Source organism: Paraburkholderia sp., assembly GCF_034668105.1.
Taxonomy (GTDB): domain Bacteria; phylum Pseudomonadota; class Gammaproteobacteria; order Burkholderiales; family Burkholderiaceae; genus Paraburkholderia.
The window spans coordinates 1-24,617 of the sequence record NZ_JAXDPY010000062.1 but is presented as its reverse complement, the minus strand read 5'-3'; the positions used below and the strand labels follow the sequence as shown (position 1 = coordinate 24,617).

Genomic DNA, 24,617 nt, shown 5'->3' with positions numbered 1-24,617 from the left:
ACCTTACGAAGACCTGACGACCGTCTTCCCCAAGCCATTGGCTTGTCGAAGCGATTTCGCCGGGTGTCGTCCGTGAATCTTTGTTGTGAAATTTTCCTGCGATAACGCAGCGCGTCGCCGGGTAGCTCCGCTGCCTGGCCGTGTGCTCCCGGCATGACTGGCAACTGCTCGCGCGCCGCTCAGGGCACGCCGATGCGACTCCGGTGCGATGCCCAATGGACCGAGGCCGTGAATGCTGGATTCCTTCTTCTTCGAAACTGCCGCGAGCGAGCCGGATAGTCCCGCGCTGTGGGTCGATGAACGACTCTATTGTTATGACGACGTCGCCACGCAGGCGCGCCGGATCGCCGCTGATGTAACGGCCGCGATGCCGGCCGGCCGGCCCGGGCGCTGCCTGCTGTTCGCGCATCGCAGCGTGGCTGCCTATGCGGGACTGCTGGGGATTCTCAAGGCCGGCTTCGCCTATGTGCCGCTCAATCCGCTCGTCCCCGCCGCGCGCATCGCCGCGGTGATAGAGCAGTCGGGCGCGCCGCTGTTGCTGGTCGATCAGCGTTGTGCCACGTTGCTCGACGAAGTGTTGGCGCTGCTTGACGACTGTCCTCTGATTTTGTTGCTCGACGATGAAAGCGAAGAGGACGCGGGAGATGGTCAGGGTGCTCACGACACTCAAGGCACTCAGGAGACTCCAGACACGCGTACCGCTTTGGCCTCCTGTGCCGACAGCCTGAAGAGTTTGACTTCCGAGCCACGCGTTACAGAATCACGAAGCCCCCGCGCACCGCACGATCTCGCCTACATCCTCTTCACATCGGGGTCGACCGGTGCGCCCAAAGGCGTGCCGATTTCGCACGCGAACGCTGACGCCTACGTAGCGGGGCAACTGCACATGCTCGGTAGGGTGCCTCGCGCGCGCTATGCGCAATTGTGCGAGCTCACTTTCGATCCTTCGGTACACGACATGTTCGTGTGCTGGGCAAACGGCGGCTGCCTGTATGTACCGAAGACCGTCGAGCCGATCTACAACTGGGCCTTCATCAAGGAGCACGCGATTACGCATTGGAGCAGCGTGCCGTCGGTAGCCGGTTTCATGCAGCAGTTCCGCAAACTGGGGCAGAACGAATTTCCGAGCGTGCGTGTGACGATCTTTGGTGGCGAGCCGTTGCCGCGTTTGCTGGTCGAGGCGTGGCGGCGCGCCGCGCCGAACAGCCGGGTGCTGAACATGTATGGGCCGACCGAAACCACGGTGGCCTGCGCGGCATTCGAAGTCACGGCGGAATTCGCCGACGATCCACAGCACGCGGTCATGCCGCTCGGCGGTGCATTGCCGGGGATGGAACTGCTGATCGTCGACGCTGCGTTAAAGCCGGTCGTGCCCGGCGCAAGCGGCGAACTGCTGATCGGCGGCCCTCAGGTGGCCACGGGCTATCTATCGGCGGACGAGCCCGGCAATCGCCGCTTCGTTTCGATGACGTACCCCGGCTACGACTCGTCGCGCTGGTATCGAAGCTCGGACGCCGCGCGCGAAGTAGCGGGGCAGGGCATCGTGTTTCAAGGGCGGCTCGACACGCAGGTCAAAATTCGCGGCAACCGGATCGAGCTCGAAGAAGTCGAGCACGTCGTCCGGACATGCAGCCACACTGCGCTTTGCGCGGTGGTCGCCTGGCCGGTCGACGAAGCGGGCCAGGCTGGCGGCCTGATTGCCTTCGTGACGAACGCCCAGGGCAGCGCTGTGCAGATTTTGCAGGCGTGCCGCCAGCGCCTGCCCGCGTACGCCGTGCCGCAACGGATCGTGACGCTCGACGTGTTGCCGCTCAATGTGAACGGCAAGATTGACAGGAAGGCGCTCGCCGAACGCTGTGCAAGCGGCGACGTGGTCACTTGACAGGCCGCACGACACAATGATTTGGATGGCTTAAGAGTTTCTTCACACGCTGGAAATTTTTTAGAAGTAGAGACTATCTGGGATCGGGCCAGGTACGAGCCCAATACAAGCCAGGTACGAGCACCAAGTAAAAGCGGCACATCCCTGCAGGTTCTCGATGCATCGATGTCTTGCGTAAAAATTCAGGTATCGGGGGTATCAAATGAAAGATCATGTGCGCAGCATTCTTCGGGAGACCGCCTGTCTCGACGTGCCGGTCGACACGCTCGGCGACAACGAAGATCTCTATGCGGCGGGGCTATCGTCGCTCGGCGCGGTCCGCGTGATGATGGCCATCGAAGAGAACTTCGGGATCGAAATTCCAGGCGCGCTGATTACGCACGATCTGTTTCAGAGCATCGATTCGCTTGCAAGCACGATTGCGCGAATCGTGCCGGAAGAGTCGCTCGCGTTGCGAACTTGACGTGGCGCCGCCGCGAGCGATCATGACGAACCTTCCTACCATGAGGCCGGTTAGTTTCGACGGCTGTTTTGGATGGCTGCACCGGCCGTCGGGCGCTCAGTCCGCATTGGGGGTCGTGCTGTGCAACCCGTTCGGCTACGAGGCGCTGTGCGTTCATCGCGGCTGGCGCGAGTTCGCCGAGGCGCTCGCCGTGCGCGGCATGCCCGCGTTGCGCTTCGACTATCCCGGCACCGGCGACTCGAGCGGCAGCGAAGAAGATCCGCAGCGCCTGCGCGCATGGCTCGACAGCATCAAGGCGGCCGCGGCGTGGCTGCGTGCTGAAACCGGTGTAACGCGGCTGAGTTTCTGCGGGCTGCGTCTCGGCGCCACGCTCGCGACGCTGGCTGCCGAAGAGCTCGGCGGTGTCGAAAATCTCGTGCTGCTGGCGCCGGTGAGTTCGGGCAAGAGCTACATCCGTGAGTTGGAGATGCAGCATCAAAGCTGGCTCAGCGCGCAAATCGGACTCGAAAGCGGCCACGACACCGAACTCGGACACACGGTCGGCGCACACGGATTTCGCCTCTATCCCGACACGCTTGAATCTCTCGCGAACGTCGATCTCCAACTGCGTTTGCAACGTCCCGCGCGGCGCGTACTGGTGCAGGATCTGGGTGAGGGCGCGCGCGTGAAGCGGCTGGTCGCGCATTATCAGGCTCAGGGTGCACAGGCGGATCTGCAGGTGTTCAGCGAATACGGCAAGTTCCTGCTCGATCCGCGCTACAGCGTGCCGCCGCGCCGTGGCTTCGACAGCGTGCTGGAGTGGCTCGGCGCAAGCGCGCTCAGCGCGGGCGAGCCCGCGGCGGCGATCGTCGATTCGGGGGGCGCCGCGCGGATCGATTTCGCGGACGGCTTCGAAACGCCCGTCGTGTTCGGCGGCGGCCGCTATGTCGGCATACTCTGCCAACCGCGGCGCGCGCTCGACGGTGCGCCTGCTGTGCTGTTCGTCAACACGGGCGGCGTACACCGGGTTGGCGATAGCCGGATTGCCGTGCTGATGGCGCGGCGCCTCGCGGCGCTTGGGATCGCGTCGTTGCGGATGGACCTCGGCGGTCTCGGCGATAGCGTTCGCCGTGACGACTCGCTCACGCTCGACATGGTGTACGCCCGGCACGCGGTGGCGGACGCCAAAGCCGGGGTCGATTGCCTCGCGGCGGCGGGTCATCCGAAGACCGTCATGTTCGGCGTATGCACGGGCGCTTACGTGAGTATGCATACGGCGCTGGCGCATGCCGGCGTGATTGGCTGCGCGTTGGTCAATCTGCCGTTCTTCGAGTGGGGCGGCGCGCAAACGAAGCTCAGCACCCGGCACGTTGCGTCGAGCGGCGTTTATCGGCTTTCCATGCGCAATCCGCGCAAATGGCTGCGCTTGCTCACCGGCCGCGCGAACGGCCGCGCCATCATGACCGAACTCGCGCGACGCCTCTGCGCGCGCATCAGCGTGCGTGCCAGTACCGCGATCGAACGACTGCTCGGCCGGCCGACGGCCGGTGGCGCGATCCGCAGACTCGCGCTGGAACTGGAGCGCAAGGGCGTACAAACCTCGCTGATGTATGGCCCGCTCGACGAGGGGCTGGACGAACTGGCGATTCATTTTGGACCGAACGGCAACCAGCTTGGCAAGCTGAAGAACGTCAACGCGAAAGTGGTCGGCAAGGTCGACCATGCGCTTTTTTCGCATGCCGCGCGCGATGCGGTGATGGCGCAGTTCGAACTGTTCTTGCGCGAAAGAGTGCTCGGTGCACGGCCTGATGCTGTCGCGCCGAAGTCCGGCTTGCGCGTCGCCCAGGCGCGGCAGTCGTGAGTTTTCGCACGGTTTGTGGCGCGCGTCTACGACGTGGCCCGCGAGACCGAACTCGAACGCGCGCCGAATCTGTCGGCACGGCTGCGCAATCCGGTGTATCTGAAGCGCGAGGACAGGCATCCAGGTGCCGGAAAGCGAGAACAGCGAGTTCGAGCGCTTTCTGACGACGCTGGGTTATCCGTACTGGGAAGAGACGCGCAATCCTGTTTATCGGCTGTTTCTCGCGTAGAAACGGACCATGCAATGAGGCCGCCGCGATGCCGGGGGATGTGAACCACGCAGCGCATCGCCGCCATGAACACGGCGCCATAGCGGCGAGAAAGGCTCGGGGTTTACCTTAGGCTCATGCAAAGCGGGACGATCGGGCAGCTACCCGTCGAATCGCTGCAAACGCCATCTGGGCGCCGTGGGACTACGTTTGTGCCCAACGGCGCCGTTCAATCGGGTCCACCCGTTATCTCAAAACTAGATACCGCCTATCCGTCATATCGCGTTGCACGATACGCCGCATGATTGTCAAACTGCGTGCATATCAAACGCCGCATTCAGGAGACAACTCATGCGCACCCAGGTTGGCATCATCGGTGCCGGGCCCGCGGGCCTGCTTCTTTCCCATCTTCTTCACTTGCGCGGCATCGACTCCGTCGTGCTCGAATCGCGTACTCGCGAACAGATCGAATCCACGATCCGCGCGGGTGTGCTCGAACAGGGCACGATGGACCTGCTTACCGAAGCCGGCGTCGGCGAGCGCATGAAGGCCGAGGGCGCGCTGCATCATGGCTTTGAACTGGCGTTCGAAGGCAAGCGGCGACGCATCGATCTGACCGGACTCACCGGTCATTCGATCACCGTGTACGCGCAGCACGAAGTCATCAAGGACCTGGTCGCCGCGCGCGTTGCGGCCGACGGCGCGCTGCGTTTCAGCGTGACGGAGACGTCGCTGCACGGTATCGATACCGATCGGCCTTCGATCCGCTACCGTCACGAAGGCGAAGCATGCGAACTGCAATGCGATTTCGTAATCGGCTGTGACGGCTCGCAAGGTGTTTCGCGCGCATCGATTCCGAAGAGTTTGCGCAAGGACTTCGAGCGCGTCTATCCATTCGGCTGGTTCGGCATTCTGTGCGAAGGGCCGCACTCGTCGGATGAACTGATCTACGCGCGGCACGAGCGTGGTTTCGCGCTGATCAGCACGCGCTCGCCGAACGTGCAGCGCATGTATTTCCAGTGCGATCCCAAAGATTCCGTCGACAACTGGTCTGACGATCGAATCTGGGCTGAGCTGCACGCACGCGTCGATTCGCACGACGGCCAGAAAATCGTCGACGGCAAGATTTTCCAGAAGAACATTGTCGGCATGCGCAGTTTCGTGTCGGCCACCATGCAGCATGGCCGGCTCTTCCTCGCTGGAGACGCCGCGCATATTGTGCCGCCCACCGGTGCCAAGGGGATGAACCTCGCCGTCGCCGATGTGCGTGTGCTGACCAAGGCGCTGAGCGCGTTCTATGTCGAAAATCGCACCGATCTGCTCGACAGTTACAGTGAAACCGCGCTCAAACGCATCTGGCGCGCCGAACATTTCTCGTACTGGATGACGAGCATGATGCACCGCATTGAAGGCGCATCGCCGTTCGAGCAACAACTGCAAGTCGCCGAGCTCGAGTATGTAACCACGTCGCGCGCGGCTGCGACCGCGATGGCGGAGAACTATGTAGGCGTCGCGGTCGTATAACAGCGCGGTGGGCGTGGCGCGGTGGGATGAAGCAGGCAATGCTCGGTTAAGCGACGAATCCCGGGGCGCCGCGGCTTGAAACTCGGTCGTGATTACGCCCGTCTGCTTGCGAAAATAGCGGCTGAAGTGTGCTGCGTTTTCGAAGCCGAGTGCATGCGGCAATTTCTCGCGCACACGACTTTCGCAGCGCCCGGCCCGCATCGACAAACCGATGATGGGACGGGCATTCGCCATTGTGGTGCCAACAGAAACAGTGAATTCAGCAATGCAGGATTTATCCGCACCGGGTCCACCCTTAGACTGTCTCTTACCGTACTGCGCGTTACATCTGCGGCGCGTATCAGCCAATCTCTGGAGGTGGTTTCATGAAATCGCTCATCAACGCTGTTGCTATTGCCGTTGTTCTCGGCGCTCCGATCGCTTCGTTTGCGCAATCGAGTCAGCCGGCGCCGCAAAACGCACAGGGCGCGCAGACGCAAGTCTCGGGGCAGCAAAGCGCGCCTCAGTCGGATACCAGCGGTTACGGTTCGAGCAGTCGCGGCACATGGCAAGCCGGTCACGGCAGCGATACGACGGTAAGCTCCTATTCGCCGCCGATCTACAACGCACGTTAGGCGACGCACGTTGAGCGTTCATTGCGCGCGCAACAGCGTCATCTCATTGCGCAGTAAGGCCTGAAGATCCTCGTCACTCGGCCGCGTACCCCAGTGCCGCGCGCCGGCGACCGACGCAATCGCGATCCACGAATGAGGTGGAAACCATTCGCGAAGCACGGCGCCATCCTGACGCAAACACAATTGGCCGGTCTGTTCGCTGTATTCGGCGGAAATGACTGTGCCGTTGATTTGCGCCGTTACGCGCCGTGGATCGCTGCGTATCAAATCGTCACTCCTGCAAAGGGTGTGGCGTAAATGCGTGTGCGGGCCCGTGGTTTGAGTGGCGCCGCCACCGCCCATGCATCGTCAGTGATCGCCGCGACCGTGATCGTCGTCATGGCCATGCCAATCGCCATGCGGGCCGTCGCGGTAGCCGCGCGCATCATGCCATTTGCGCTCGTGATGGCGGGCTTCCCACTCGCGTCGTTCCCAATAGCGGTGGCCGTCGTAATAGCGGTCGCCTTGCCAGCCAGGACTCACCACCACTACGGGCGGCGGCGGAGCATAGACCGGCGCGGGCGCATAGGCCACACCCGGCACGCCGATATTCACGCCGACGTCGACATGCGCCAGCGCGACGGAAGATGCCCCAATCCCCAGACTTGCAACGATTGCAATGGACAGCCAGCGGTGTCGTGAATTGTTCATGTTTTTATTCCCGGTTTTTCGATTGAGAGTGGAGTGCGCTCTGTGACGGCGCTTAGTAACGGTCGTGGTCGTGATAGTGGTTATGATCGTGATAACCGCCCTCTGGGACGAAGATGCAACCGCCCAATGCACTGCCGAGGGTGATCGCCAAAAGAACCAGCGCGAAAATTCGTTTCATGAAATTGTTCTCCCGATTGCATGTGATCGAACTCTACGGACCCGCGGGATTACCGGTGTGTTCGTGTGTAACAGGACGTGTCGATTCCTGCGCGTGTCGGCTGTGCACACAGCACAGTGCGGGGAATGCGTCGCCGCGCTGCGATTAGCCGTTCCACTCGCACGCGGTCAGCGGCCAACCCGTTGAGCACGCTATGAAAAGCGTCGCACCGTCATGCATTCACCGGGCGCCGGCACCTGCGTGCATACGTGTGAACAACCGCAACACACACGACCCGGCATATCGTTGGCCGTATGCCCAACGGATACATTCAGTTGCAGACCTGGAAGATGCGGCCTCGATCATGACGATTTCGACGTCATGGCATCCACTCGATGGTTATTCCCGGGTGCGTGATAAGCACAGAAAAAACAAGTCTTTTACGTGCGCCCTCAACACTGGTTAGATCGACCGACGCGCTGACGAACTGATTCGCCTTGCAACGGTTGAAGCCACCGTCGAGTCCAGATCAAGGTTGTCGCGCTGCGTGCCTCATGGCGCGCCGACTGTCCCGTCCTCAACCTCAGGAGTTGCATCGCATGTCGAATCTCAGTCTCGCGACGTCCAGCGCACTGGACGTTCATCCCGTCACCGGCCGCATCGGCGCGGAAATTCGCGGCGTGCGCCTGTCGGCGCAGCTTGAACCGGCAACCGTCGAAGCGATTCGCGCCGCGCTGGTGCGCCATAAGGTGATCTTTTTCCGCGGCCAGACGCATCTGCAAGACGCCGATCAGGAAGCCTTCGCGAAGCTGTTCGGTGAGCCGGTCCCACATCCGACGGTGCCGGTGATCGACGGCACCGACTACCTGCTCGAACTCGATTCGCATCGCGGCGGCCGCGCGAATTCGTGGCACACGGACGTGACTTTCGTCGATGCGTATCCTCAGGCATCGATTCTGCGCGGCGTGACGATTCCGGACGTAGGGGGCGACACGGTGTGGGCGAACACCGCCACCGCTTACGACGATCTGCCGCCGCCGCTCAAGGCACTCGCGGAACAATTGTGGGCGGTGCACAGCAATGAATACGACTACGCGAACCACGCCAGCGTCGGCGAGCGCGGACGCGATGTCGAAGCGTTCAAACGCTATCGCGAAGCGTTTGTATCGACACGCTATGAGACCGAGCATCCGGTCGTGCGCGTTCATCCGGAAAGCGGCGAAAAGACGCTGATTCTCGGGCATTTCGTGAAGAGCTTCGTCGGACTCACGCCGGGTGCGTCGGCACATCTGCTGGAATTGCTGCAAGCCTATGTGACGCGACCCGAGAACATCGTGCGCTGGCGCTGGCAGGCAGGCGACGTTGCGATCTGGGATAACCGCGCGACCCAGCACTACGCCGTCAACGATTACGGCGATGCGCACCGTGTGGTGCGGCGCGTGACGTTGAAGGGGGATGTGCCGGTGAGCGTCGACGGTCGCCGCAGCTTTACACGCAGCGTCGAACCGAAACCGGCTGCGAAGGCCGCTTGAACCACTCGGGCCGGCGCGCCTCTGCCGCTAGCCTGGGCTGCTGATCGAGGCCCAGGCTAGCGGCGCGTTCGTGTTTGAGGCGAACCCTGTTCGATCGCCAGATGCTCCGGCGCGCTCGCGTCGCGGTAACCGAGCCGCGTCGAGATCGCGAGCCCCGATTGCTTGAGGAGCGCGACGTAGTGCGATTTTGTATCGGCGCCGCAGCGCATGGTCGGAAACGAAATCGACAGGCCGGCGATCACGCGGCCCAGGCGGTCGAACACCGGCACCGCGAGACATTGCAGTCCTTCTTCCTGTTCCTCGTTGTCCTCGCCGTAGCCTTGCTCGCGCACGCGCGGCAGGATGCTTAGTACGGCGTCGGCGCTGGCGAGCGTCTTCTGCGTCGACTTGCGAAATTCCACGTGCGAGAGCACCTCGCGCGCTTCGGCCGGGTCCATCCACGCCAGCAGCACCTTGCCGATCGCCGTGCTGTGCAACGGATTGCGGCGGCCGATTCGCGACTGCATGCGCAACCCGTAGTCGGCGTCGATCTTGTGGATGTAGATGATGGCGTCTTCGTCGAATGCGCCGAGGTGCACCGCCTCGCGCGTGACCTGGCCGATGCGGCGCATCTCGAGGTCGGCCTCGCGCACCAGGTCGACGCTCTCCAGTGCCTTCGCGCCGAGTTCGAACAGGCGGATCGTCAGCCGGTAGCGCTCGGTTTCGATTTCCTGCGTGACATAGCCGAGCGCCTTCAGCGTCTGGATCACGCGGTGCACGGTGGTTTTCGACATGCCGAGCTTCTGCGACAGTTCGCTGATGCCGATCTGTCCGCTGTCGCCGATCGCGCCGAGAATCGCGAAGACCCGCCCGACCGATGACGCCGATTCGCCACGCTCGTTGGCCGCGCAGCCTGTGCTGTCCGCGTCCGGCTGGTGGGCGATGTCGTCGTCCTTGCGCTGTTTGCCGATTGCCGCCATGTCTGTCATTCCCTGTTGATGCCTGTCTGCTCAAAACGCGCTGAGAACGCATTCAAAACCCGCTCTGATCCCGCTGCCGACAGCGCCGGCCCGTGCGCCGGCCGGACCCCGGCGCCGAGAGCATACCGCGTCCCGCGAGCCGCGTGAGCTTCGCCGCCGCCACGCTAGCGCGCCAGCCAGCCGCCATCCACGGCAAGCGTATGGCCGTGCACGTAGTCCGACGCGCACGAGGCGAGGAACACGACCGGTCCCGCGAGATCCTCCGGCGTACCCCAGCGCCCGGCTGGAATGCGGCCGAGAATTTCGTCGTTACGCTGCGCGTCACCGCGCAGCGCGGCCGTGTTCGCGGTCGCCATATAGCCCGGCGCGATCGCGTTCACGTTGATGCCATGCCCGGCCCATTCGTTCGCGAGCAAGCGCGTGAGACCGAGCACGCCGCTTTTCGACGCCGTATACGACGCCACGCGAATGCCGCCCTGGAACGACAGCATCGACGCGACGTTGATGATCTTGCCGCCGCTTTGCTGCGTCACGAATTGTCGCGCCACGGCCTGCGAAAGAAAGAACAGGCTCTTCAGATTGACGTCCATGACGGCGTCCCAGTCGTCTTCACTGAATTCGAGTGCGTCGTCGCGGCGGATGACGCCCGCGTTGTTCAGGAGCACGTCGACGCGGCCGAATGCTTCGAGGGCGGCGCGCACGATATCGTCGACCGGGGCGATCGATGCGAGGTCGGCGCGCACGTCCGCGAAGCGGCGCCCGGCCGCTTTGACGAGCGCGGGCGTCTCGCCGGCGTCGGCGCGGCTCACGCCGACGATGTCGCAACCGGCCGTGGCGAGCGCGACGGCCATGCCGGCGCCAAGGCCCGTGTTACTGCCAGTGACGATGGCGACCTTGCCGGTCAGATCGAAGGTGTTCACGGTGCGTAGGTCCCTATGTCGTTCGCGGTGCCTGGGGTGTCACTGGTGCTTGTGTGTCTGTTTGGGTGCGTGTGGCTCTGGAGTCTGCGCAGTTCCGGGCCCGACGCGAGCTCGCCTTCAACGCAGGTCGCGGACCGCGATGTGATCCATATCGCTGAACACCTGATTCTCGCCGACCATACCCCAGATGAACGTGTAGGCACGCGTGCCGACGCCGGAGTGAATCGACCAGCTCGGCGAGATCACGGCCTGTTCGTTGTGCACGAGGATGTGCCGCGTTTCGCCCGGCTCGCCCAGCATGTGGAAGACGGCCGCGTCGTCGGCGATGTTGAAAAGTCCCGCGGTGTCCAGCGTCTTCGCGTATTCGCTGTTGATGCTCTGTCTCACTTCCATTGTTCTCTTCTCCGGTCGGGATGGGTGTCTTGTTGCGGCGTCTTTGTGCCGTGCCGGCGTCATCTTGCGGCGTCGTTCTGCTCTCGACTGTAGCGCAGAATATCGATTCTGGAACGTCGGTCCGATATATCGCACTGCCGCATCAAGTGTGGCAAGACTCACCGACAGAAAGAGGGTAAACGATGAGCCGGAAGTCTATCAAAATCGGAACGTTGTTCCTATCGTGATGCTATATTGCGCCGAAAGGGAGTCGCCCGGCGTAAGAACGGGACAATTACCCCCGGGTGATCCACCCGATAACTGGACGCAAAGTCCATGGAGGAGGCATGAAGCTCAAGAAGGCTATCGACCGCATTCCAGGCGGCCTGATGCTGGTGCCGTTGCTGCTCGGCGCCTGTGTTCACACGTTTGCGCCGGGCGCGGGAAAATATCTCGGCTCGTTCACCAATGGCTTGATCACCGGCACCGTGCCGATTCTGGCGGTGTGGTTCTTCTGCATGGGCGCGACGATCGACTTGCGGGCGACGGGCGTGGTGCTGCGCAAGTCGGGCACGCTGCTCGTGACCAAAATGGTGGTGGCCTGGATCGCGACGTTGATTGCTGCCCGCTTCATTCCGATCGACGGCGTCAAAGCCGGGCTGTTCGCCGGTCTCTCCGTGCTCGCGATCACGACCTCGATGGACATGACCAACGGCGGTCTCTACGCGGCTGTAATGCAGCAATACGGCACCAAGGAGGAGGCGGGCGCGTTCGTGCTGATGTCGATCGAATCGGGGCCGCTCGTCAGCATGATCATTCTCGGGGCAACCGGCGTCGCGTTCTTCGAGCCGCGGCTTTTCGTCGGTGCGGTGCTGCCGTTTCTGATCGGCTTCGCGCTCGGGAATCTGGATGGCGAGTTGCGCGAATTCTTCGGCCGGTGCGTGCATCCGCTGATCCCGTTCTTCGGTTTTGCGCTGGGTAACGGCATCGACCTGAGCGTGATCGTCAAGAGCGGCTTGCCGGGGATCGTGCTGGGTCTGGGCGTGATCGTCGTGACGGGGATTCCGCTGATTCTCGCGGACCGCTGGATTGCGGGCGGCAATGGGGCGGCGGGGTTGGCGGCGTCGTCGACGGCGGGGGCCGCGGTGGCGAACCCGGCGATCATCGGCGAGATGATTCCACGCTTCAAGCCACTGGTGCCGGCAGCGACGGCGATGGTGGCGACCGCCTGTCTCGTGACCGCGATTCTCGTGCCGATTCTGACCGCGCTGTGGGTGCGCAGGCATCATGCGGGGGATGCGTTGCGCGAGGAGTTTGCAGGGGCGGCGCAGCCGCCGCTCAAGGAGCGGGACGCGCACGTTTGAGAGGGCGTGCGGCGCTAGTTTGTTGTGCGAGAACGTGTGGCGCTTGAAGTGAGTAACCTGGGGCGGGGCTCACCGCCGCAGCTTCTCCTCCAGTATCGCCTTCACCTGCGCCCATTCTTCATCGATGATGCTAAAGCGCACCGAGTTGCGCTTACGCCCATCCGGCATGATCCGCTCGTGCCGGACAATCCCTTCCTGCTTCGCGCCGATCCGTAAAATTGCGGCTCTTGATTTCTCGTTGAGCTCGTCGGTCGTGAACTGCACGCGCACGCACTGCATCGCTTCGAACGCATGACCCAGCAACAGGTACTTCGCCTCGGTATTCACCGCCGAGCGCTGCGCCGATTCGCCCAGCCACGTGTGGCCGATTTCCAGTTTCCGGTTCGCCCGGTCGATTTTCCAGAACCGCGTGCTGCCGACAATCGCCCCCGTATCGCGTCTCACGATCACAAACGGCATTACCGTACCGGCCGCGCGTCCATCGAGTGCGGTTGCAATATAGCCGCCGATGGTTTCGGGGCCCGGCACGACAGTCAGCTTCATGTTCCACAACTGGCCGTCGGCGGCGGCGTCGAGCAGACCCTGCGCGTGGTCCTGCTGTAGCGGCCTGAGTTCAACCGTGTGTCCGGTCAGCGTGAGTTGCATGGATTCGAGGGTGGGGTGGTTCAATAACAGGAAAAAAGGCCCACGAACGCGCGTTCGCGGGCCTTTCGCAGTCAGCCGACAAAAGTCTGAAAGACCCGTCTTAGACCGCCATCACCGAAACCGCCTTGGTGACCAGATAGCCTTCCATCGCTTCCGGACCGCCTTCCGAGCCATAACCTGAATCCTTCACGCCGCCAAACGGCATTTCCGGCGACGGCGTGGCAGGCTGGTTGATCCACAACATGCCGACTTCCATCTGCTGCGACAGCAGATGCACGTTGCGGAACGACTTCGTGAACGCATAACCCGCCAGACCGTACGGCAGACGATTCGCTTCAGCGATGGCTTCTTCGAGCGTGTCGAAACCGCGGATCGCGGCGATCGGGCCGAACGGCTCGTTGTTGAACACGTCCGACTCCAGCGACACGTTGGTCAGCACGGTCGGCGCGAAGAAGTTGCCTTCCGAGCCGACGCGTTCGCCGCCCGTCTCGACCTTCGCGCCGGTCTTGCGCGCGTCGTCGAGCACCTTGCTCATCGCGGTGAGACGGCGTGCGTTGGCGAGCGGCCCCAGGGTGGTGCCTTCCGCCAGACCGTCGCCGAGCTTGAGGCCCTCAGCGTGTTTGACGAGCGCCGCAGCGAACTCTTCGCGGATGCTGTTGTGCACCAGAAAACGCGTGGGCGAAATGCAAACCTGGCCTGCATTGCGGAACTTCGCGCCGCCGGCGGCCTTGACGGCCAATGCCACGTCGGCATCTTCGGCTACGATGACAGGCGCATGACCGCCCAATTCCATCGTGGCGCGTTTCATGTGCGCACCGGCCAACGCGGCCAGCTGCTTGCCGACCGGCGTGGAACCGGTGAACGTGACCTTGCGGATCACCGCATGCGGAATCAGGTAGCTCGAAATCTCAGCCGGATCGCCGAACACGAGACCGACCGTGCCGGCGGGCACGCCTGCTTCGACGAAGGCCTGCAGCAGCGCCGCGGGCGAGGCCGGGGTTTCTTCCGGCGCCTTCACGAGGAACGAGCAGCCGCATGCAAGCGCCGCACTCAGCTTGCGCACGACCTGATTGACCGGGAAATTCCACGGGGTGAATGCGGCCACCGGGCCAATCGGTTCCTTCAGCACCGTTTGCTGCGCCGCCAGATTGCGCGATGGCACGATCCGGCCGTAGACGCGGCGGCCTTCGTCGGCGAACCACTCAATAATGTCCGCTGCGGCCAGTACTTCGACGCGCGCTTCGGCAAACGGCTTGCCCTGTTCCTGCGTCATCAGGCGGCCGATGTCGGAGGCGCGCTCGCGCACCAGCGCGGCGGCCTTGCGCATGGTCGCGGCGCGCTCGTTGGCGGGAATCTTGCGCCAGGCTTCGAAGCCGCGCTGAGCGGCGGCCAGTGCCCGGTCCAGATCGGCGATGCCGGCATGGGCCACCTTGCCGATGGCCTTGCCGGTGGCGGGATTGACGACGTCGAGAGTTTTGCCGCTGGCGGCATCGCACCACTCGCCGTTAATCAGAAGTCGGGTATCGGTATAGCTCGAGGTGGCCATGCTGGGTTCCTGTTAGTGGGAAAGCGAGCGGTCGCGCGGTCGTGAGGCGGATCGCGGAGCGATAAGCTGACTTGCGCGCCCATTGATGGACTGCCGAATCAATTATCTTATCTGATTGCGCGCGATCGCACCGGCGATGCGGTCACAGCGGGTGCGCGGCACGCGTCTTGCTGCTCCGCTTGCCGCGGCGGAGAAACGCTTGCTTGAGCGGCGCCGCTCAAACAGGCGTAAAGTCAAGCAGCAGTAGCAGGAACCGGCGGCAGCCGACAGTTTTCGATGATGCCAGGGGTGGGCCAACGCAGCACCCAGGGCAAGACTCGAAAACGGCAGGCGAAAGACGGCGAATGCAACCCAATCAACCAAGGTGCACGAGGAATCGACATGCCAACCGGTACAGTGAAGTGGTTCAATGACGCGAAGGGCTTTGGCTTTATCACACCGGACGACGGTGGCGAGGATCTGTTTGCCCATTTCTCGGAAATTCGCAGCGAAGGTTTCAAGTCGCTGCAGGAAAACCAGAAGGTCAGCTTCGAAATCAAGCAGGGACCGAAGGGTAAGCAGGCAGCGGATATCAAGCCGGTGTGAAAGGAGTGGCCGGTCCGCGCATGCAGGTGCGTGGACCGGCCGATTCTTTTTGCGTGCGGCCAGCACGATTTACTCGCGCTTCGCGTAAAACGCCGAGCGCGACGCATCACACAGGAAACGCCGCACGCCAACCGCCACCCGCCAATCGCCAATCGCCAACCGCGTTGAACATAGACGTTCCGCGCCGCAATAATCACATCGAGCAATTCCGTTCGCGCTGCGGCGAGACGTATTTTCCTTAAGGTTTCCTTCAGCTTTGCTCCGTAGTATTTGCGCGATCCCTTTGCCCGGGGCATGTCCCACCGGGCAATAGTTCCGATAGTTTTCCGACGGAAAACTGAAAGCGCCAACCTAAGGCTTGCTGGAGCATCCATGAAGACCCTGTTCTTACAGGCGCCGTCGTACGACGGCTTCGATGGCGGCGCGGGTTCGCGCTACCAGGCCAAGCGTGAAGTGCGCTCCTTCTGGTATCCGACGTGGCTCGCGCAGCCTGCCGCGCTCGTGCCTGACAGCCGCGTCCTCGACGCCCCCGCCGACGGTCTGTCCGTCGACGCATCGCTCGAGATCGCGCAGCAATACGATCTGGTGGTCATTCACACCAGCACACCCTCGTTTCCCACCGATGCGCTCTTTGCCGAAGACCTGAAGAAGCGCAAGCCCGCGGTGCTGATCGGCATGGTCGGCGCGAAGGTCGCGGTCGATCCGCACAATTCGCTGACCGCGAGCGAGGCGATCGATTTCGTCTGCCGCGAAGAATTCGACTTCACCTGCCAGGAAATCGCCGAGGGTAAGCCGTTCGCCGGCATCAAAGGTCTGAGCTATCGCGCGCCCGACGGTTCGATCGAGCACAACGAAGCGCGTCCGATTCTCGAGAACATGGACGAGCTGCCGTTCGTGGCGCCCGTCTATAAGCGCGACCTGAAGATCGACAACTATTTCATCGGCTATCTGAAGCACCCCTACGTGTCCATCTACACGGGCCGCGGTTGCCGTTCGAAATGCACGTTCTGCCTGTGGCCGCAAACGGTGGGCGGGCATCGCTACCGCACCCGTTCGGTCGAGAACGTGCTCGAAGAAGTGAAGTGGATTCGCGACAACATGCCTGAAGTCAAGGAGATCATGTTCGACGACGACACCTTCACCGACTTCAAGCCGCGCGTCGAGGAAATCGCCCGCGGTCTTGGGAAACTGGGCGTGACGTGGTCATGCAACGCGAAGGCGAACGTGCCGTACGCGACCTTGAAGATCATGAAGGAAAACGGCCTGCGTCTGCTGCTGGTCGGCTACGAGTCCGGCGACGATCAGATTCTGCTGAACATCAAGAAAGGTCTGCGTACCGACATTGCCCGGCGTTTCAGCGAAGATTGCCGCAAGCTCGGCATCAAGATTCATGGCACCTTCATTCTCGGGCTGCCCGGCGAGACCCAGGACACGATCCAGAAGACCATCGAGTACGCGAAGGAAATCAATCCGCACACGATCCAGGTGTCGCTCGCCGCGCCGTATCCGGGCACGACGCTCTACAACCAGGCGGTCGAGAACGGCTGGCTGGAAGAGAACAAGGTCATCAATCTCGTCAGCAAGTCCGGGGTGCAACTGGCGGCGATCGGCTATCCGCATCTGTCGCGCGACGAGATCTACCACCAGCTCGAAAACTTCTATAAGCGCTTCTATTTCCGTCCGTCGAAGATCTGGGAAATTCTGCGTGAGATGCTGACAAGCTGGGACATGATGAAACGGCGCTTACGCGAAGGCGTCGAATTCTTCCGCTTCCTGCGCGCTCACGAGGCGTGAGCGCCCTGCATCTGCTCGCCGCCACGCTGGCCTATGCGTGTGCGGCGGGGGCGGTTTTCGGCATCGCCTACACGGTCTTGGCCGGTGCGCTGATCGGCCGGTTCTTCGCGAGAGCGGTGTCCGAGCCGACCAGTTTTCCGCCGGTCACGATCGTCAAACCGTTGCATGGCAATGAGTGGGCGCTGCTCGCCAATCTGTCGAGCTTCTGCCGGCAGGATTATCCGGGGCCCGTGCAATTCCTGTTCGGCGTGCACGATTCGGCCGACCCCGCCTTGCAAACCGTCGACGATCTGCGGCGGCTGCATCCCGAAGCGGATATCACCGTGGTCGCCGATCCGCGCCTGTACGGACCGAACCGCAAGATCAGCAATATCCTCAATATGCTGCCGCAGGCCCGGCACGACGTGCTGGTGTTCGCCGACAGCGACGTCAGCGTCGGGCCGGATTATCTGCGCAATGTGATCGGCGAGTTGCAGAAGCCTGGCGTCGGTCTCGTCACCTGCGTGTATCGCGGTGCGCCCGATCCGGGTTTCTGGCCGCGCATGTCGGCCAAGGCCACCAACTACCAGTTCCTGCCCGGCGTGGTGACAGGACTTGCGCTGGGGCTTGCCCGTCCGTGCTTTGGGCAGACCATTGCGATGCGCCGCGAAACCCTCGAAAAAATCGGCGGATTCACGCCGTTCGTGAAGCATCTTGCCGAAGACCATGCAATCGGCGAGGCCGTGCGCATGATCGGCGAGAAGGTGGTGATTCCGCCATTCACGATCTCGCATGCCTGCGTGGAATCGAGCGCGACGCAACTGATCGCGCACGAACTGCGCTGGAGCCGCACGATTCGCCGCATCGATCCGCTCGGCCATCTCGGCTCGGCGCTGATTCATCCGCTCGCTTTCGCGCTGCTGGCCATCGCCTTCTCGGGCGGCGCGCTGTGGTCGTGGCCGCTCGCGCTGGTCGCGGTATGCGCGCGGCTCGTACTGAAACTGTTGTCCGATCGCGCGTTGCAGCAGGCGCGTCGCGACCTGTGGCTGTTGCCGTTGTGGGATATCGTATCGTTTTCGATTTTCGTGGCGAGCTTCTGGTCCTCGCGCGTGATCTGGCGCGGTTTCAGTTTCAAGGTGGATGGCGACGGCCTGTTGTCGGCTGTGCAGGATGGAATGACGGATGAACAGCAGGTTGGGTAAGGCATGATGTATGGCTCTTTTGAAGCGGCTAGCAACCGCAGGCCAGTGGACGTGACGGCCTTGAAGCAAGCACGCGGGGTGGCCGCGTGATGAAGCATCTCGGCCGCATCGCCGCGCTTGCCGGCTTGCTGGTGTCGCTGTGGCTGGTCTGGCAGGACAATCCCGGCGCCGTGCTCGGCGCATTGCGCGCTGCGGGCGCCGGCCTTGTTCTGGCCTCGCTCGCACACGTTTTGCCGATGCTCGCCAATGCCTGCGACTGGCGCCTGTTGATTCGCGGCGCGAACCGGCCCGGTATCGCGGCGATGCTGCATCTGGTCTGGGTGCGCGAATCCGTCAATGGCATGTTGCCGGTGGCGCGTATCGGCGGCGAGGTGGTGTCGTTCCGGATGCTCAAGCGCTGGGGCGTGCAGCCGCCGATGGCGGTCGGCAGCATCGTCGTCGACATGCAGCTCACGGTGATCAGCCAGTTGCTGTTCACGATGGTCGGCATCGGTTTTCTATTCGCGCATGCGCACTCCGATACCTTGCGGCTCGCCGGGCAACTGGCGTGGGGCGTGGTGGTGCTGACACCACTGCTGGTGCTGTTCGCGCTCGTGCAGCATGCCAGCCCGTTCGAGCGCATCACGCGTGTTCTCAATCGTCTGACGAGCGGCAAGCTCGCCGCGCTGGTCGGCGAGTCCGCGCAGATCGACCAGGCCATCAAGCTGATCTGGCGCGGGCGCGGCGCGGTGCTGCGCTATCTGTTCTTCTGGCAACCGCTGCAATGCTTCCTGACGTCGCTGGAGATCTGGCTCGCGCTGTACTTCCTCGGCGTTCAGATCACGCTGGTCGAAGCGGTGGTGTTCGAGTCGCTGATCCAGGCGATCAGCAGTGCGGCTTTCTTCGTACCGGGCGCCCTGGGTGTGCAGGAGGGCGGCTTCATTCTGATCGGCGGCGCGCTGGGTCTCGATCCTTCCATCTGCCTCGCACTCGCCGGCGCGCGGCGCATTCGTGATCTGCTGATCTTCGTGCCCGGACTCATTGCGTGGCAGTTTGCCGAGTCGTCGAATCGCGAGCCGGGGCGGGCGGAACGCGCAGGGCGGACCGCCGTGAGTGAAACGGGCCGGCGCTAGCGCGGCGCGAGCGCGACACCTTCAATCCGCGCCCGCATACGCGGGAAACGACACCTCCACCGCGAGGCCTTGCTCTGCGATCCCGGTGCCGAGATGCAGGTTCGCACCGAAATGCTCGGCAATGCGCGCGACGATCGAGAGGCCGAGTCCGCTGCCGGTGGCCTGAGTGCCGGTCGCGCGGAAGAACCGGTTCGTGAGGCGCGCGAGATCGCTGGGCGCGACGCCGGGGCCATCGTCGCGCACCGAGAGCTGCACCCGGCCGACCTCGTGCTGTATCGCCACTTCGATACAGCCGCCGGCATGCCCGTATTTGATGGCGTTATCCAGCAGATTGTCGAGCAGGATGCCGATTAGCACGGGCTCCGCATTGATCTCGGCACGCATGTCGCCGATGAGCGTGACGCGAATGTTCTTCTGCTGCGCGTTGCGTTCGTTGGCAAGCACCGCGTCTTTCGCCACCGCCGCGGGCCTGAGCGGCGCGGTGGAAAGTTTTTCGTGCACATCCAGACGCGCGAGCAGCAACAACTGTTCGGCGAGCCGCGCGCTGCGATCGACGCCTTGCACCACGCGTTCCATCGCCAGCCGCTGTAACGCCCTGTCCGGTTCGGCCAGGGCGACTTGGGCCTGCACCTTGATGGCGGCGAGCGGCGTCTTCAGTTCATGGGCGGCGTCGGCGGTAAACGCGCGTTCGCGCTCGAGGGAGTGCCGCAGGCGCGACAGCACCAGATTGATCGCGTCGACGAGTGGCCGTACCTCGGTCGGCACCCGGCCGATGTCGACCGGTTCCAGCCGATTGATGTCGCGCGCGCGGATGGCGCCCGAGAGCGTCTTCAACGGCGCGAGGCTCCAGCCGATGCTGAACCACACCAGCAGCGCCAGCACCGGCAGCGCGATGAGGGTGGGCCGGGCGATCCGGCTCGCGACCCCGCTCACCAGGTCGCTGCGTGTATTGGCCGGTTCGAACACGCGCACGGTGTGGCCGAGTGCGGCATCGCGCAAGGTGAACGAGTGCCACACCTGACCGCCCAGCGTCATGTCTTGCGCGCCGCTTGCGGGCGGCACGGGCAAATCCCACGCGTGCAGCGCGTGCAATTGCGGACTGCCGGCGAGTACCTCGCCGTTCGCGCTGAGTACCTGGAAGAGCGCGTCACGCGGCAAGGTGTCGTCGTCGTCGCTGTTGTTGGCGCCGGGTTCGCCGCCTTTTTCTTCTTCGCGCACGTCGATGCGCGCGTTGGCGAGCACGGTCAGATTGCGCTCGTCGAGCAGTGCGAGGATTTGCGCGAGTTCCGCGAGGCGCGCCTCTTCCCATTCGCCGACTTCGCGCGTGGCCTGACGATAGCTCGACATCAGCGCGATGCCCCAGATCATCACGATACTGGTCAGGACCAGCAGCACCAGACGTCGACGGATGGATGCCGACATTACGTTTTCTCCACTACGTAGCCGATATTGCGCACGGTCTTGATCAATTTGGTGCCGAGCTTTTTGCGCAGATTGGACACATGGACCTCGATCGCATTGCTTTCGATTTCTTCCTGCCATCCATACAAACTCTCTTCAAGACGCGAGCGCGACTGAGGAATGCCCTGGTTGGTCAGCAACTGCATCAGGATCGCCCATTCACGCGAAGTGAGGGGCACGCGCGCATTGCTGCGTTCGACGGTTTGCGCGGCGGGATTGACCGTCAGGTCCTGATAGCGGATCACCTCGACGCTGCGCCCTTGCGCGCGGCGCAGCAGCGCCCGGCAGCGGGCGATCAGCTCGGTCAGATCGAAGGGCTTGCCGAGGTAGTCGTCGGCGCCGGCTTCGAGGCCGCCGACGCGGTCCACCACCGTGCCTCTCGCCGTCAGCACCAGCACCGGCACGTCCTTGCCGGCGTCGCGCAGCCGTTTCAGCAGTTCCATGCCCGGTACTCTGGGTAAGCCGAGGTCGAGCAGGACGAGTGCATAGGCGGTGGTGTCGAGGGCGAGGCTGGCCTTGTGGCCGTCGCGTGCCCAGTCGACCGTGAAACCGGCTTGACGCAGTCCCGCTTCGATGCCGCAGCCGATCAGGTCGTCGTCTTCTACGAGAAGTACACGCATGGGGAGCAATTCCGTTCGATGTCTATTTCATGGCGCCAGTAGCGCTTACGCAAGCACCACGCCGCCTACCGGCAGTGTAACGGTCATGTTCACGACACGCTTTATACCTTGTTCTTCCTTAAGGTTTCCTTCAGCTTGAATCGCTACCATCGCGCCTCAACAGGTCATTGTCGCGTGGCTCGACATGAGCGCGCGAAATGCGCCGTGTTGTCAGATCATCGCAACTTGATCGTAAGCACTTCGACGGAATGTACCGGTGGCTTTTTTCCGGTGCTTTTCGTCGATGTATTTGCCCGTTATTCGCGCCACGCCACGTTGCCGTGCGTTTCTTCAGGCCACGAGACCAAGCCATGAAGCCAGTCACCGCCGACATGCTGCGAGCCCATCTGATGGCGGCTTCGCTCGCGGCCATGGGTACGGAAGCGCTCGCGTTGCTCGGGCTGCTGATCTTGCCGGTTTCCCAGAAGGTGTTTAGCTCCACGACGTTCCAGTTTATTGCGCTTGCACTGATTGTTGGCGGCGTCCTCGTGATGCGTCAATTCGCACACGCCGCGTTCGACCTCGCTATTCAGAGCCACCATGCAACGCCTGCCGGCCGGCCCGTTTTGATCGAAGCGGATTGTCCGCGGCGCTGGTTCGTGATTCTTCATCTGCGCTTTACCGGCAGGCCATTTGTGCTCGCCGGGCATTGACGGAAACTGGCGATGGCGGCACACGCATTGACGGCATACCAGTGGATCCTGTTATCCGGTTGCGTCTCGGCCTCGCTCTATGCGATGGTGGCCGCGGTGGCCATGCCGTTCTTCGCCATGCGCCGTACCCGGGCCGCGCGTGTGACGCACGCCGCGAGCGCCGCCGCCCAGGCTTCGCATCTGCAACATCCTTTTGCGAATGTCGGCGTCAGCGTGCTCAAGCCGCTATGCGGTGCCGAGCCGCGTCTCTATGAGAATCTCCGAACCTTCTGCGACCAGCGCCGCGGGCACTTCCAGCTCGTGCTCGGGGTGTCGTCGCCGGACGATCCCGCGATTGCCGTGGTGCGCCGTCTGCAGGCCGCGTTTCCGCTTTGCGACATCGAGCTGGCGGTCGATACGCGGGTGCACGGCAGCAATCTCAAGGTCAGCAATCTGATCAACATGGCGGCGCGGGCGCGCCATGACGTGATTGTGATTGCGGATAGCGACATCGCGGTCGAAGCCGACTATCTCGACAGCGTGGCGGCGCCGCTCGCCGATCCGCGTGTGGGGGTGGTGACCTGTTTGTACGTGGCGCAAGGCGTCGGCGGTTTCTGGCCACGGGTCGGCGCGCTCTTCATCAACGAGTGGTTTGCGCCGTCGGTGCGGGTCGCGCATGCGGCGGGGTCGCGCCGGTTCGGTTTCGGCGCGACGCTTGCGTTACGCCGCGCGACGCTCGAGCGCATTGGCGGATTCGAGGCCCTGAAAAACTGTCTCGCGGACGATTACTGGCTCGCCGAACACGTGCGCGCGCTGGGGCTTCGTACGGTGCTTTCGCGGGTGATGGTGGCCACCGACGTCATCGAGCCGACTTTTTCCGCCTTGTGGCAGCGTGAGACGCGCTGGTTGCGCACGATCCGCTCGGTGAGTCCGCGTGGCTTTGCATTTTTGTTCGTCACGTTCCCGACGCCATGGCTTTTTGCGGGCGCCTGGCTTACCAGCGGCCTTGCAAATGGTCCCTTCGACGGCGTGCACCTGTGGGCGGCGTTCGCGAGCGGCGTCAGTACGGTGGCCGGTTTTGCCGCGCGCATGCTGCTGCATGCACGCGCCGCGCGTCATAAACGCACTTTCTGGCGCGATTTGCCGCTCGTGCCATTGCGCGATACGTTGCTGGCATGCCAATGGATCGCGGGCGCGTTCGGTTCGCATGTGACGTGGCGTGGCGCACGCGTGCCGGTCGATGCGCCGACGACGCAAGGTGCCGCGTTGAGCGCGATGAATGTGATGGAGACTTCGGATGGCGGGTAAGCCGCGCGGGCTGATCGTGACGGCCGACGATTTCGGGCTGCATCGGCGGGTGAATCTGGCGGTCGAGCAGGCGCACCGGCACGGCGTATTGACGGCCGCGAGCCTGATGATCGGTGCGCCTGCCGCGGATGATGCGGTGGCGCGTGCTCGCGCGCTGCCCGCGTTGCGGGTTGGGCTGCATCTGGTGCTGGCTGACGGCGACGCGGTCGCGCCGCGCGCGGGGATTGCCGCGTTGCTCGACAAGGATGGCCGCTTTGGCGACAACATGGTGCGCGACGGGGTGCGATTTTTCTTTTTGCCGCATGTTCGCAAACAGTTGGCGCGGGAGATTCGCGCGCAGTTCGAGGCTTTCGCGAGGACGGGTTTGACGCTCGATCACGTCAATACCCACAAGCATTTTCATGTGCATCCGACGGTGCTTGGGTTGATTCTGGAGATCGGCCGCGAGTATGGGATGCGGGCGATGCGTTTGCCGTTCGAGGCTAGCGCGCCGGTGTGGTTGCGGCCGTGGATCTCGCAGGTGCGGGCGAGGTTGGATCGGGCGGGGATTGTGCATAACGATTATGTTGTTGGGATTGCTAATAGTGGGCGGATGGATGAGGCGGCGTGGCTTGCGGCGCTGGGCGATTTACCCGATGGGGTGGGGGAGATTTATTGTCATCCGGCGCTTGCCGGGGATCAGGTTTTGAGTCGTGGGATGCGGAAGTATCGGCATGGTGAGGAGTTGCAGGCGCTCTTGTCGCCGAGGGTCGCTGAGGGGATTCGGGGGTTGGGGGCGAGGGTGGGGGGATTTGGGGATGTGCTGAAGTTTTGAGGTTGTTTTTTTGCCTGCCCGGCGGTGTGTCAGTTTGCCGAGCAGGCAAAAAAACCAGAAAAAGGCCACTGCCGCAGGCAGACAAAGCGCCACGCAGGCAAAAAGAATCAAACAAACCAGTCACCGCCCGCACAAGGGCAACGTTCCAGCCAGAACAGCCACCGCGGCCAGCGCGCCCGCGCATCCCCACATGTCACAAGTCTCATCCAACACGCTGCTACAATCCTCTCTTTATCGATTGATTGTGCGCTATGGGTTTCGAACAACTCGCTGAATTGAAGAAGCAACTGGCTGCGGCACGCGCCGAAGCCGCGCCTGCGGCCAAGCCCGGCGCCAAGCCTGTCGCCAGGACCGG

General features: G+C 63.0%; 23 protein-coding genes and 1 pseudogene. 14 read left to right on the top strand and 10 right to left on the bottom strand.

Features of this window, described 5'->3' with window-relative positions:
• The first annotated feature begins 232 nt into the window (after positions 1 to 232).
• The 5 genes from QOC89_RS03245 (at position 233) to QOC89_RS03225 (ending at position 6,531) form a co-directional block, all read left to right on the top strand.
• Complete coding sequence (locus QOC89_RS03245) at positions 233 to 1,882, top strand: amino acid adenylation domain-containing protein (RefSeq protein WP_323043704.1); 1,650 nt, start codon at positions 233 to 235, stop codon at positions 1,880 to 1,882.
• A gap of 202 nt (positions 1,883 to 2,084) precedes the next feature.
• Positions 2,085 to 2,345, top strand: a complete 261-nt coding sequence (locus QOC89_RS03240) for an acyl carrier protein (protein ID WP_323043703.1) — start codon at positions 2,085 to 2,087, stop codon at positions 2,343 to 2,345.
• Positions 2,346 to 2,367: 22 nt separating this feature from the next.
• On the top strand, positions 2,368 to 4,185 hold the full coding sequence (locus QOC89_RS03235; RefSeq protein ID WP_323043702.1) for a serine aminopeptidase domain-containing protein: 1,818 nt from the start codon (positions 2,368 to 2,370) through the stop codon (positions 4,183 to 4,185).
• 559 nt (positions 4,186 to 4,744) lie between these two features.
• Positions 4,745 to 5,917 carry a 4-hydroxybenzoate 3-monooxygenase gene (locus QOC89_RS03230; protein ID WP_323043701.1) on the top strand — a complete coding sequence of 391 codons (1,173 nt, stop codon included), beginning with the start codon at positions 4,745 to 4,747 and terminating at the stop codon, positions 5,915 to 5,917.
• Positions 5,918 to 6,282: 365 nt separating this feature from the next.
• Positions 6,283 to 6,531, top strand: coding sequence for a hypothetical protein (locus tag QOC89_RS03225; protein ID WP_323043700.1), 249 nt, complete (start codon positions 6,283 to 6,285; stop codon positions 6,529 to 6,531).
• 18 nt (positions 6,532 to 6,549) lie between these two features.
• On the opposite strand, the gene QOC89_RS03220 is transcribed toward QOC89_RS03225, so the two are convergent.
• The 3 genes from QOC89_RS03220 to QOC89_RS03210 form a co-directional block, all read right to left on the bottom strand.
• Entirely contained in the window at positions 6,550 to 6,798 is a 249-nt protein-coding gene (locus QOC89_RS03220) for a hypothetical protein (RefSeq protein WP_218911313.1), read from the bottom strand.
• A gap of 81 nt (positions 6,799 to 6,879) precedes the next feature.
• Positions 6,880 to 7,221 (bottom strand): hypothetical protein, encoded by a 342-nt coding sequence (locus QOC89_RS03215; RefSeq protein WP_323043699.1) that lies wholly within the window; start codon positions 7,219 to 7,221, stop codon positions 6,880 to 6,882.
• Between the two features lie 52 nt (positions 7,222 to 7,273).
• Positions 7,274 to 7,399, bottom strand: a complete 126-nt coding sequence (locus QOC89_RS03210) for a hypothetical protein (RefSeq protein WP_323043698.1) — start codon at positions 7,397 to 7,399, stop codon at positions 7,274 to 7,276.
• 578 nt (positions 7,400 to 7,977) lie between these two features.
• Here QOC89_RS03210 and QOC89_RS03205 point away from each other — a divergent pair.
• Entirely contained in the window at positions 7,978 to 8,910 is a 933-nt protein-coding gene (locus QOC89_RS03205; protein ID WP_323043697.1) for a TauD/TfdA family dioxygenase, read from the top strand.
• 56 nt (positions 8,911 to 8,966) lie between these two features.
• On the opposite strand, the gene kdgR is transcribed toward QOC89_RS03205, so the two are convergent.
• From kdgR to QOC89_RS03190, 3 genes and pseudogenes are all read right to left on the bottom strand, one after another.
• Positions 8,967 to 9,869, bottom strand: coding sequence for a DNA-binding transcriptional regulator KdgR (kdgR, locus tag QOC89_RS03200; protein WP_323043696.1), 903 nt, complete (start codon positions 9,867 to 9,869; stop codon positions 8,967 to 8,969).
• A gap of 164 nt (positions 9,870 to 10,033) precedes the next feature.
• Positions 10,034 to 10,789: a 2-dehydro-3-deoxy-D-gluconate 5-dehydrogenase KduD gene (gene kduD / locus QOC89_RS03195; RefSeq protein WP_323043695.1), complete on the bottom strand. Its 756-nt coding sequence runs from the start codon at positions 10,787 to 10,789 to the stop codon at positions 10,034 to 10,036.
• 117 nt (positions 10,790 to 10,906) lie between these two features.
• Positions 10,907 to 11,122: pseudogene (locus QOC89_RS03190) on the bottom strand (5-deoxy-glucuronate isomerase); the annotation flags it as partial.
• A 386-nt stretch (positions 11,123 to 11,508) separates the two neighbouring features.
• Here QOC89_RS03190 and kdgT point away from each other — a divergent pair.
• Complete coding sequence (gene kdgT / locus QOC89_RS03185) at positions 11,509 to 12,525, top strand: 2-keto-3-deoxygluconate transporter (protein ID WP_323043694.1); 1,017 nt, start codon at positions 11,509 to 11,511, stop codon at positions 12,523 to 12,525.
• 69 nt (positions 12,526 to 12,594) lie between these two features.
• Here the strand turns inward: kdgT and QOC89_RS03180 are convergent, their stop codons facing one another.
• Both QOC89_RS03180 and QOC89_RS03175 read right to left on the bottom strand, forming a co-directional pair.
• A complete protein-coding gene (locus tag QOC89_RS03180) occupies positions 12,595 to 13,170 on the bottom strand; it encodes a GNAT family protein (protein ID WP_323043693.1) in 576 nt (191 codons plus the stop codon).
• Between the two features lie 100 nt (positions 13,171 to 13,270).
• Positions 13,271 to 14,716: an NAD-dependent succinate-semialdehyde dehydrogenase gene (locus QOC89_RS03175; RefSeq protein ID WP_323043692.1), complete on the bottom strand. Its 1,446-nt coding sequence runs from the start codon at positions 14,714 to 14,716 to the stop codon at positions 13,271 to 13,273.
• A 381-nt stretch (positions 14,717 to 15,097) separates the two neighbouring features.
• Between QOC89_RS03175 and QOC89_RS03170 the strand changes: the two genes are divergently transcribed.
• The 4 genes from QOC89_RS03170 to QOC89_RS03155 all read left to right on the top strand — a co-directional run bounded on the left by QOC89_RS03170 (position 15,098) and on the right by QOC89_RS03155 (position 19,388).
• A complete protein-coding gene (locus tag QOC89_RS03170) occupies positions 15,098 to 15,301 on the top strand; it encodes a cold-shock protein (RefSeq protein ID WP_007181784.1) in 204 nt (67 codons plus the stop codon).
• Between the two features lie 372 nt (positions 15,302 to 15,673).
• The gene (gene hpnJ / locus QOC89_RS03165; RefSeq protein WP_323043691.1) at positions 15,674 to 17,095 is read left to right on the top strand and encodes a hopanoid biosynthesis associated radical SAM protein HpnJ; all 1,422 of its coding nucleotides are present in this window, start codon (positions 15,674 to 15,676) and stop codon (positions 17,093 to 17,095) included.
• Positions 17,092 to 18,276: a bacteriohopanetetrol glucosamine biosynthesis glycosyltransferase HpnI gene (hpnI, locus tag QOC89_RS03160; RefSeq protein WP_323043690.1), complete on the top strand. Its 1,185-nt coding sequence runs from the start codon at positions 17,092 to 17,094 to the stop codon at positions 18,274 to 18,276. The genes hpnJ and hpnI (QOC89_RS03160) overlap by 4 nt, the downstream gene beginning before the upstream one ends.
• Before the next feature lie 89 nt (positions 18,277 to 18,365).
• The gene (locus tag QOC89_RS03155) at positions 18,366 to 19,388 is read left to right on the top strand and encodes a lysylphosphatidylglycerol synthase domain-containing protein (protein ID WP_323043705.1); all 1,023 of its coding nucleotides are present in this window, start codon (positions 18,366 to 18,368) and stop codon (positions 19,386 to 19,388) included.
• Positions 19,389 to 19,409: 21 nt separating this feature from the next.
• Here QOC89_RS03155 and QOC89_RS03150 read toward each other — a convergent pair whose 3' ends face one another.
• Complete coding sequence (locus QOC89_RS03150) at positions 19,410 to 20,810, bottom strand: ATP-binding protein (protein ID WP_323043689.1); 1,401 nt, start codon at positions 20,808 to 20,810, stop codon at positions 19,410 to 19,412.
• Positions 20,810 to 21,469, bottom strand: a complete 660-nt coding sequence (locus QOC89_RS03145) for a response regulator transcription factor (protein ID WP_323043688.1) — start codon at positions 21,467 to 21,469, stop codon at positions 20,810 to 20,812. The genes QOC89_RS03150 and QOC89_RS03145 overlap by 1 nt, the downstream gene beginning before the upstream one ends.
• 350 nt (positions 21,470 to 21,819) lie before the next feature.
• Here QOC89_RS03145 and QOC89_RS03140 point away from each other — a divergent pair, with 350 nt between their 5' ends.
• Genes QOC89_RS03140 through hpnK form a run of 3 tightly spaced genes read left to right on the top strand, consistent with a single transcriptional unit; the run spans position 21,820 to position 24,262 of the window.
• Positions 21,820 to 22,161, top strand: coding sequence for a hypothetical protein (locus QOC89_RS03140; protein ID WP_323043687.1), 342 nt, complete (start codon positions 21,820 to 21,822; stop codon positions 22,159 to 22,161).
• A 12-nt stretch (positions 22,162 to 22,173) separates the two neighbouring features.
• The gene (hpnI, locus tag QOC89_RS03135; RefSeq protein WP_323043686.1) at positions 22,174 to 23,448 is read left to right on the top strand and encodes a bacteriohopanetetrol glucosamine biosynthesis glycosyltransferase HpnI; all 1,275 of its coding nucleotides are present in this window, start codon (positions 22,174 to 22,176) and stop codon (positions 23,446 to 23,448) included.
• Entirely contained in the window at positions 23,438 to 24,262 is an 825-nt protein-coding gene (hpnK, locus tag QOC89_RS03130; RefSeq protein ID WP_323043685.1) for a hopanoid biosynthesis-associated protein HpnK, read from the top strand. Before hpnI (QOC89_RS03135) ends, hpnK begins: the two co-directional genes overlap by 11 nt.
• The last annotated feature ends 355 nt before the right edge of the window (positions 24,263 to 24,617 follow it).

Excerpts from the sequence above, each read along its gene's own strand:
- QOC89_RS03245 (WP_323043704.1), top strand. The coding sequence starts at position 233 with ATGCTGGATTCCTTCTTCTTCGAAACTGCCGCGAGCGAGCCGGATAGT.
- QOC89_RS03240 (WP_323043703.1), top strand. The coding sequence starts at position 2,085 with ATGAAAGATCATGTGCGCAGCATTCTTCGGGAGACCGCCTGTCTCGAC.
- QOC89_RS03235 (WP_323043702.1), top strand. The coding sequence starts at position 2,368 with ATGACGAACCTTCCTACCATGAGGCCGGTTAGTTTCGACGGCTGTTTT.
- QOC89_RS03230 (WP_323043701.1), top strand. The coding sequence starts at position 4,745 with ATGCGCACCCAGGTTGGCATCATCGGTGCCGGGCCCGCGGGCCTGCTT.
- QOC89_RS03225 (WP_323043700.1), top strand. The coding sequence starts at position 6,283 with ATGAAATCGCTCATCAACGCTGTTGCTATTGCCGTTGTTCTCGGCGCT.
- QOC89_RS03215 (WP_323043699.1), bottom strand. The coding sequence starts at position 7,221 with ATGAACAATTCACGACACCGCTGGCTGTCCATTGCAATCGTTGCAAGT.
- QOC89_RS03210 (WP_323043698.1), bottom strand. The coding sequence starts at position 7,399 with ATGAAACGAATTTTCGCGCTGGTTCTTTTGGCGATCACCCTCGGCAGT.
- QOC89_RS03205 (WP_323043697.1), top strand. The coding sequence starts at position 7,978 with ATGTCGAATCTCAGTCTCGCGACGTCCAGCGCACTGGACGTTCATCCC.
- kdgR (WP_323043696.1), bottom strand. The coding sequence starts at position 9,869 with ATGGCGGCAATCGGCAAACAGCGCAAGGACGACGACATCGCCCACCAG.
- kdgT (WP_323043694.1), top strand. The coding sequence starts at position 11,509 with ATGAAGCTCAAGAAGGCTATCGACCGCATTCCAGGCGGCCTGATGCTG.
- QOC89_RS03180 (WP_323043693.1), bottom strand. The coding sequence starts at position 13,170 with ATGCAACTCACGCTGACCGGACACACGGTTGAACTCAGGCCGCTACAG.
- QOC89_RS03175 (WP_323043692.1), bottom strand. The coding sequence starts at position 14,716 with ATGGCCACCTCGAGCTATACCGATACCCGACTTCTGATTAACGGCGAG.
- QOC89_RS03170 (WP_007181784.1), top strand. The coding sequence starts at position 15,098 with ATGCCAACCGGTACAGTGAAGTGGTTCAATGACGCGAAGGGCTTTGGC.
- hpnJ (WP_323043691.1), top strand. The coding sequence starts at position 15,674 with ATGAAGACCCTGTTCTTACAGGCGCCGTCGTACGACGGCTTCGATGGC.
- QOC89_RS03155 (WP_323043705.1), top strand. The coding sequence starts at position 18,366 with ATGAAGCATCTCGGCCGCATCGCCGCGCTTGCCGGCTTGCTGGTGTCG.
- QOC89_RS03150 (WP_323043689.1), bottom strand. The coding sequence starts at position 20,810 with ATGTCGGCATCCATCCGTCGACGTCTGGTGCTGCTGGTCCTGACCAGT.
- QOC89_RS03145 (WP_323043688.1), bottom strand. The coding sequence starts at position 21,469 with ATGCGTGTACTTCTCGTAGAAGACGACGACCTGATCGGCTGCGGCATC.
- QOC89_RS03140 (WP_323043687.1), top strand. The coding sequence starts at position 21,820 with ATGAAGCCAGTCACCGCCGACATGCTGCGAGCCCATCTGATGGCGGCT.
- hpnI (WP_323043686.1), top strand. The coding sequence starts at position 22,174 with ATGGCGGCACACGCATTGACGGCATACCAGTGGATCCTGTTATCCGGT.
- hpnK (WP_323043685.1), top strand. The coding sequence starts at position 23,438 with ATGGCGGGTAAGCCGCGCGGGCTGATCGTGACGGCCGACGATTTCGGG.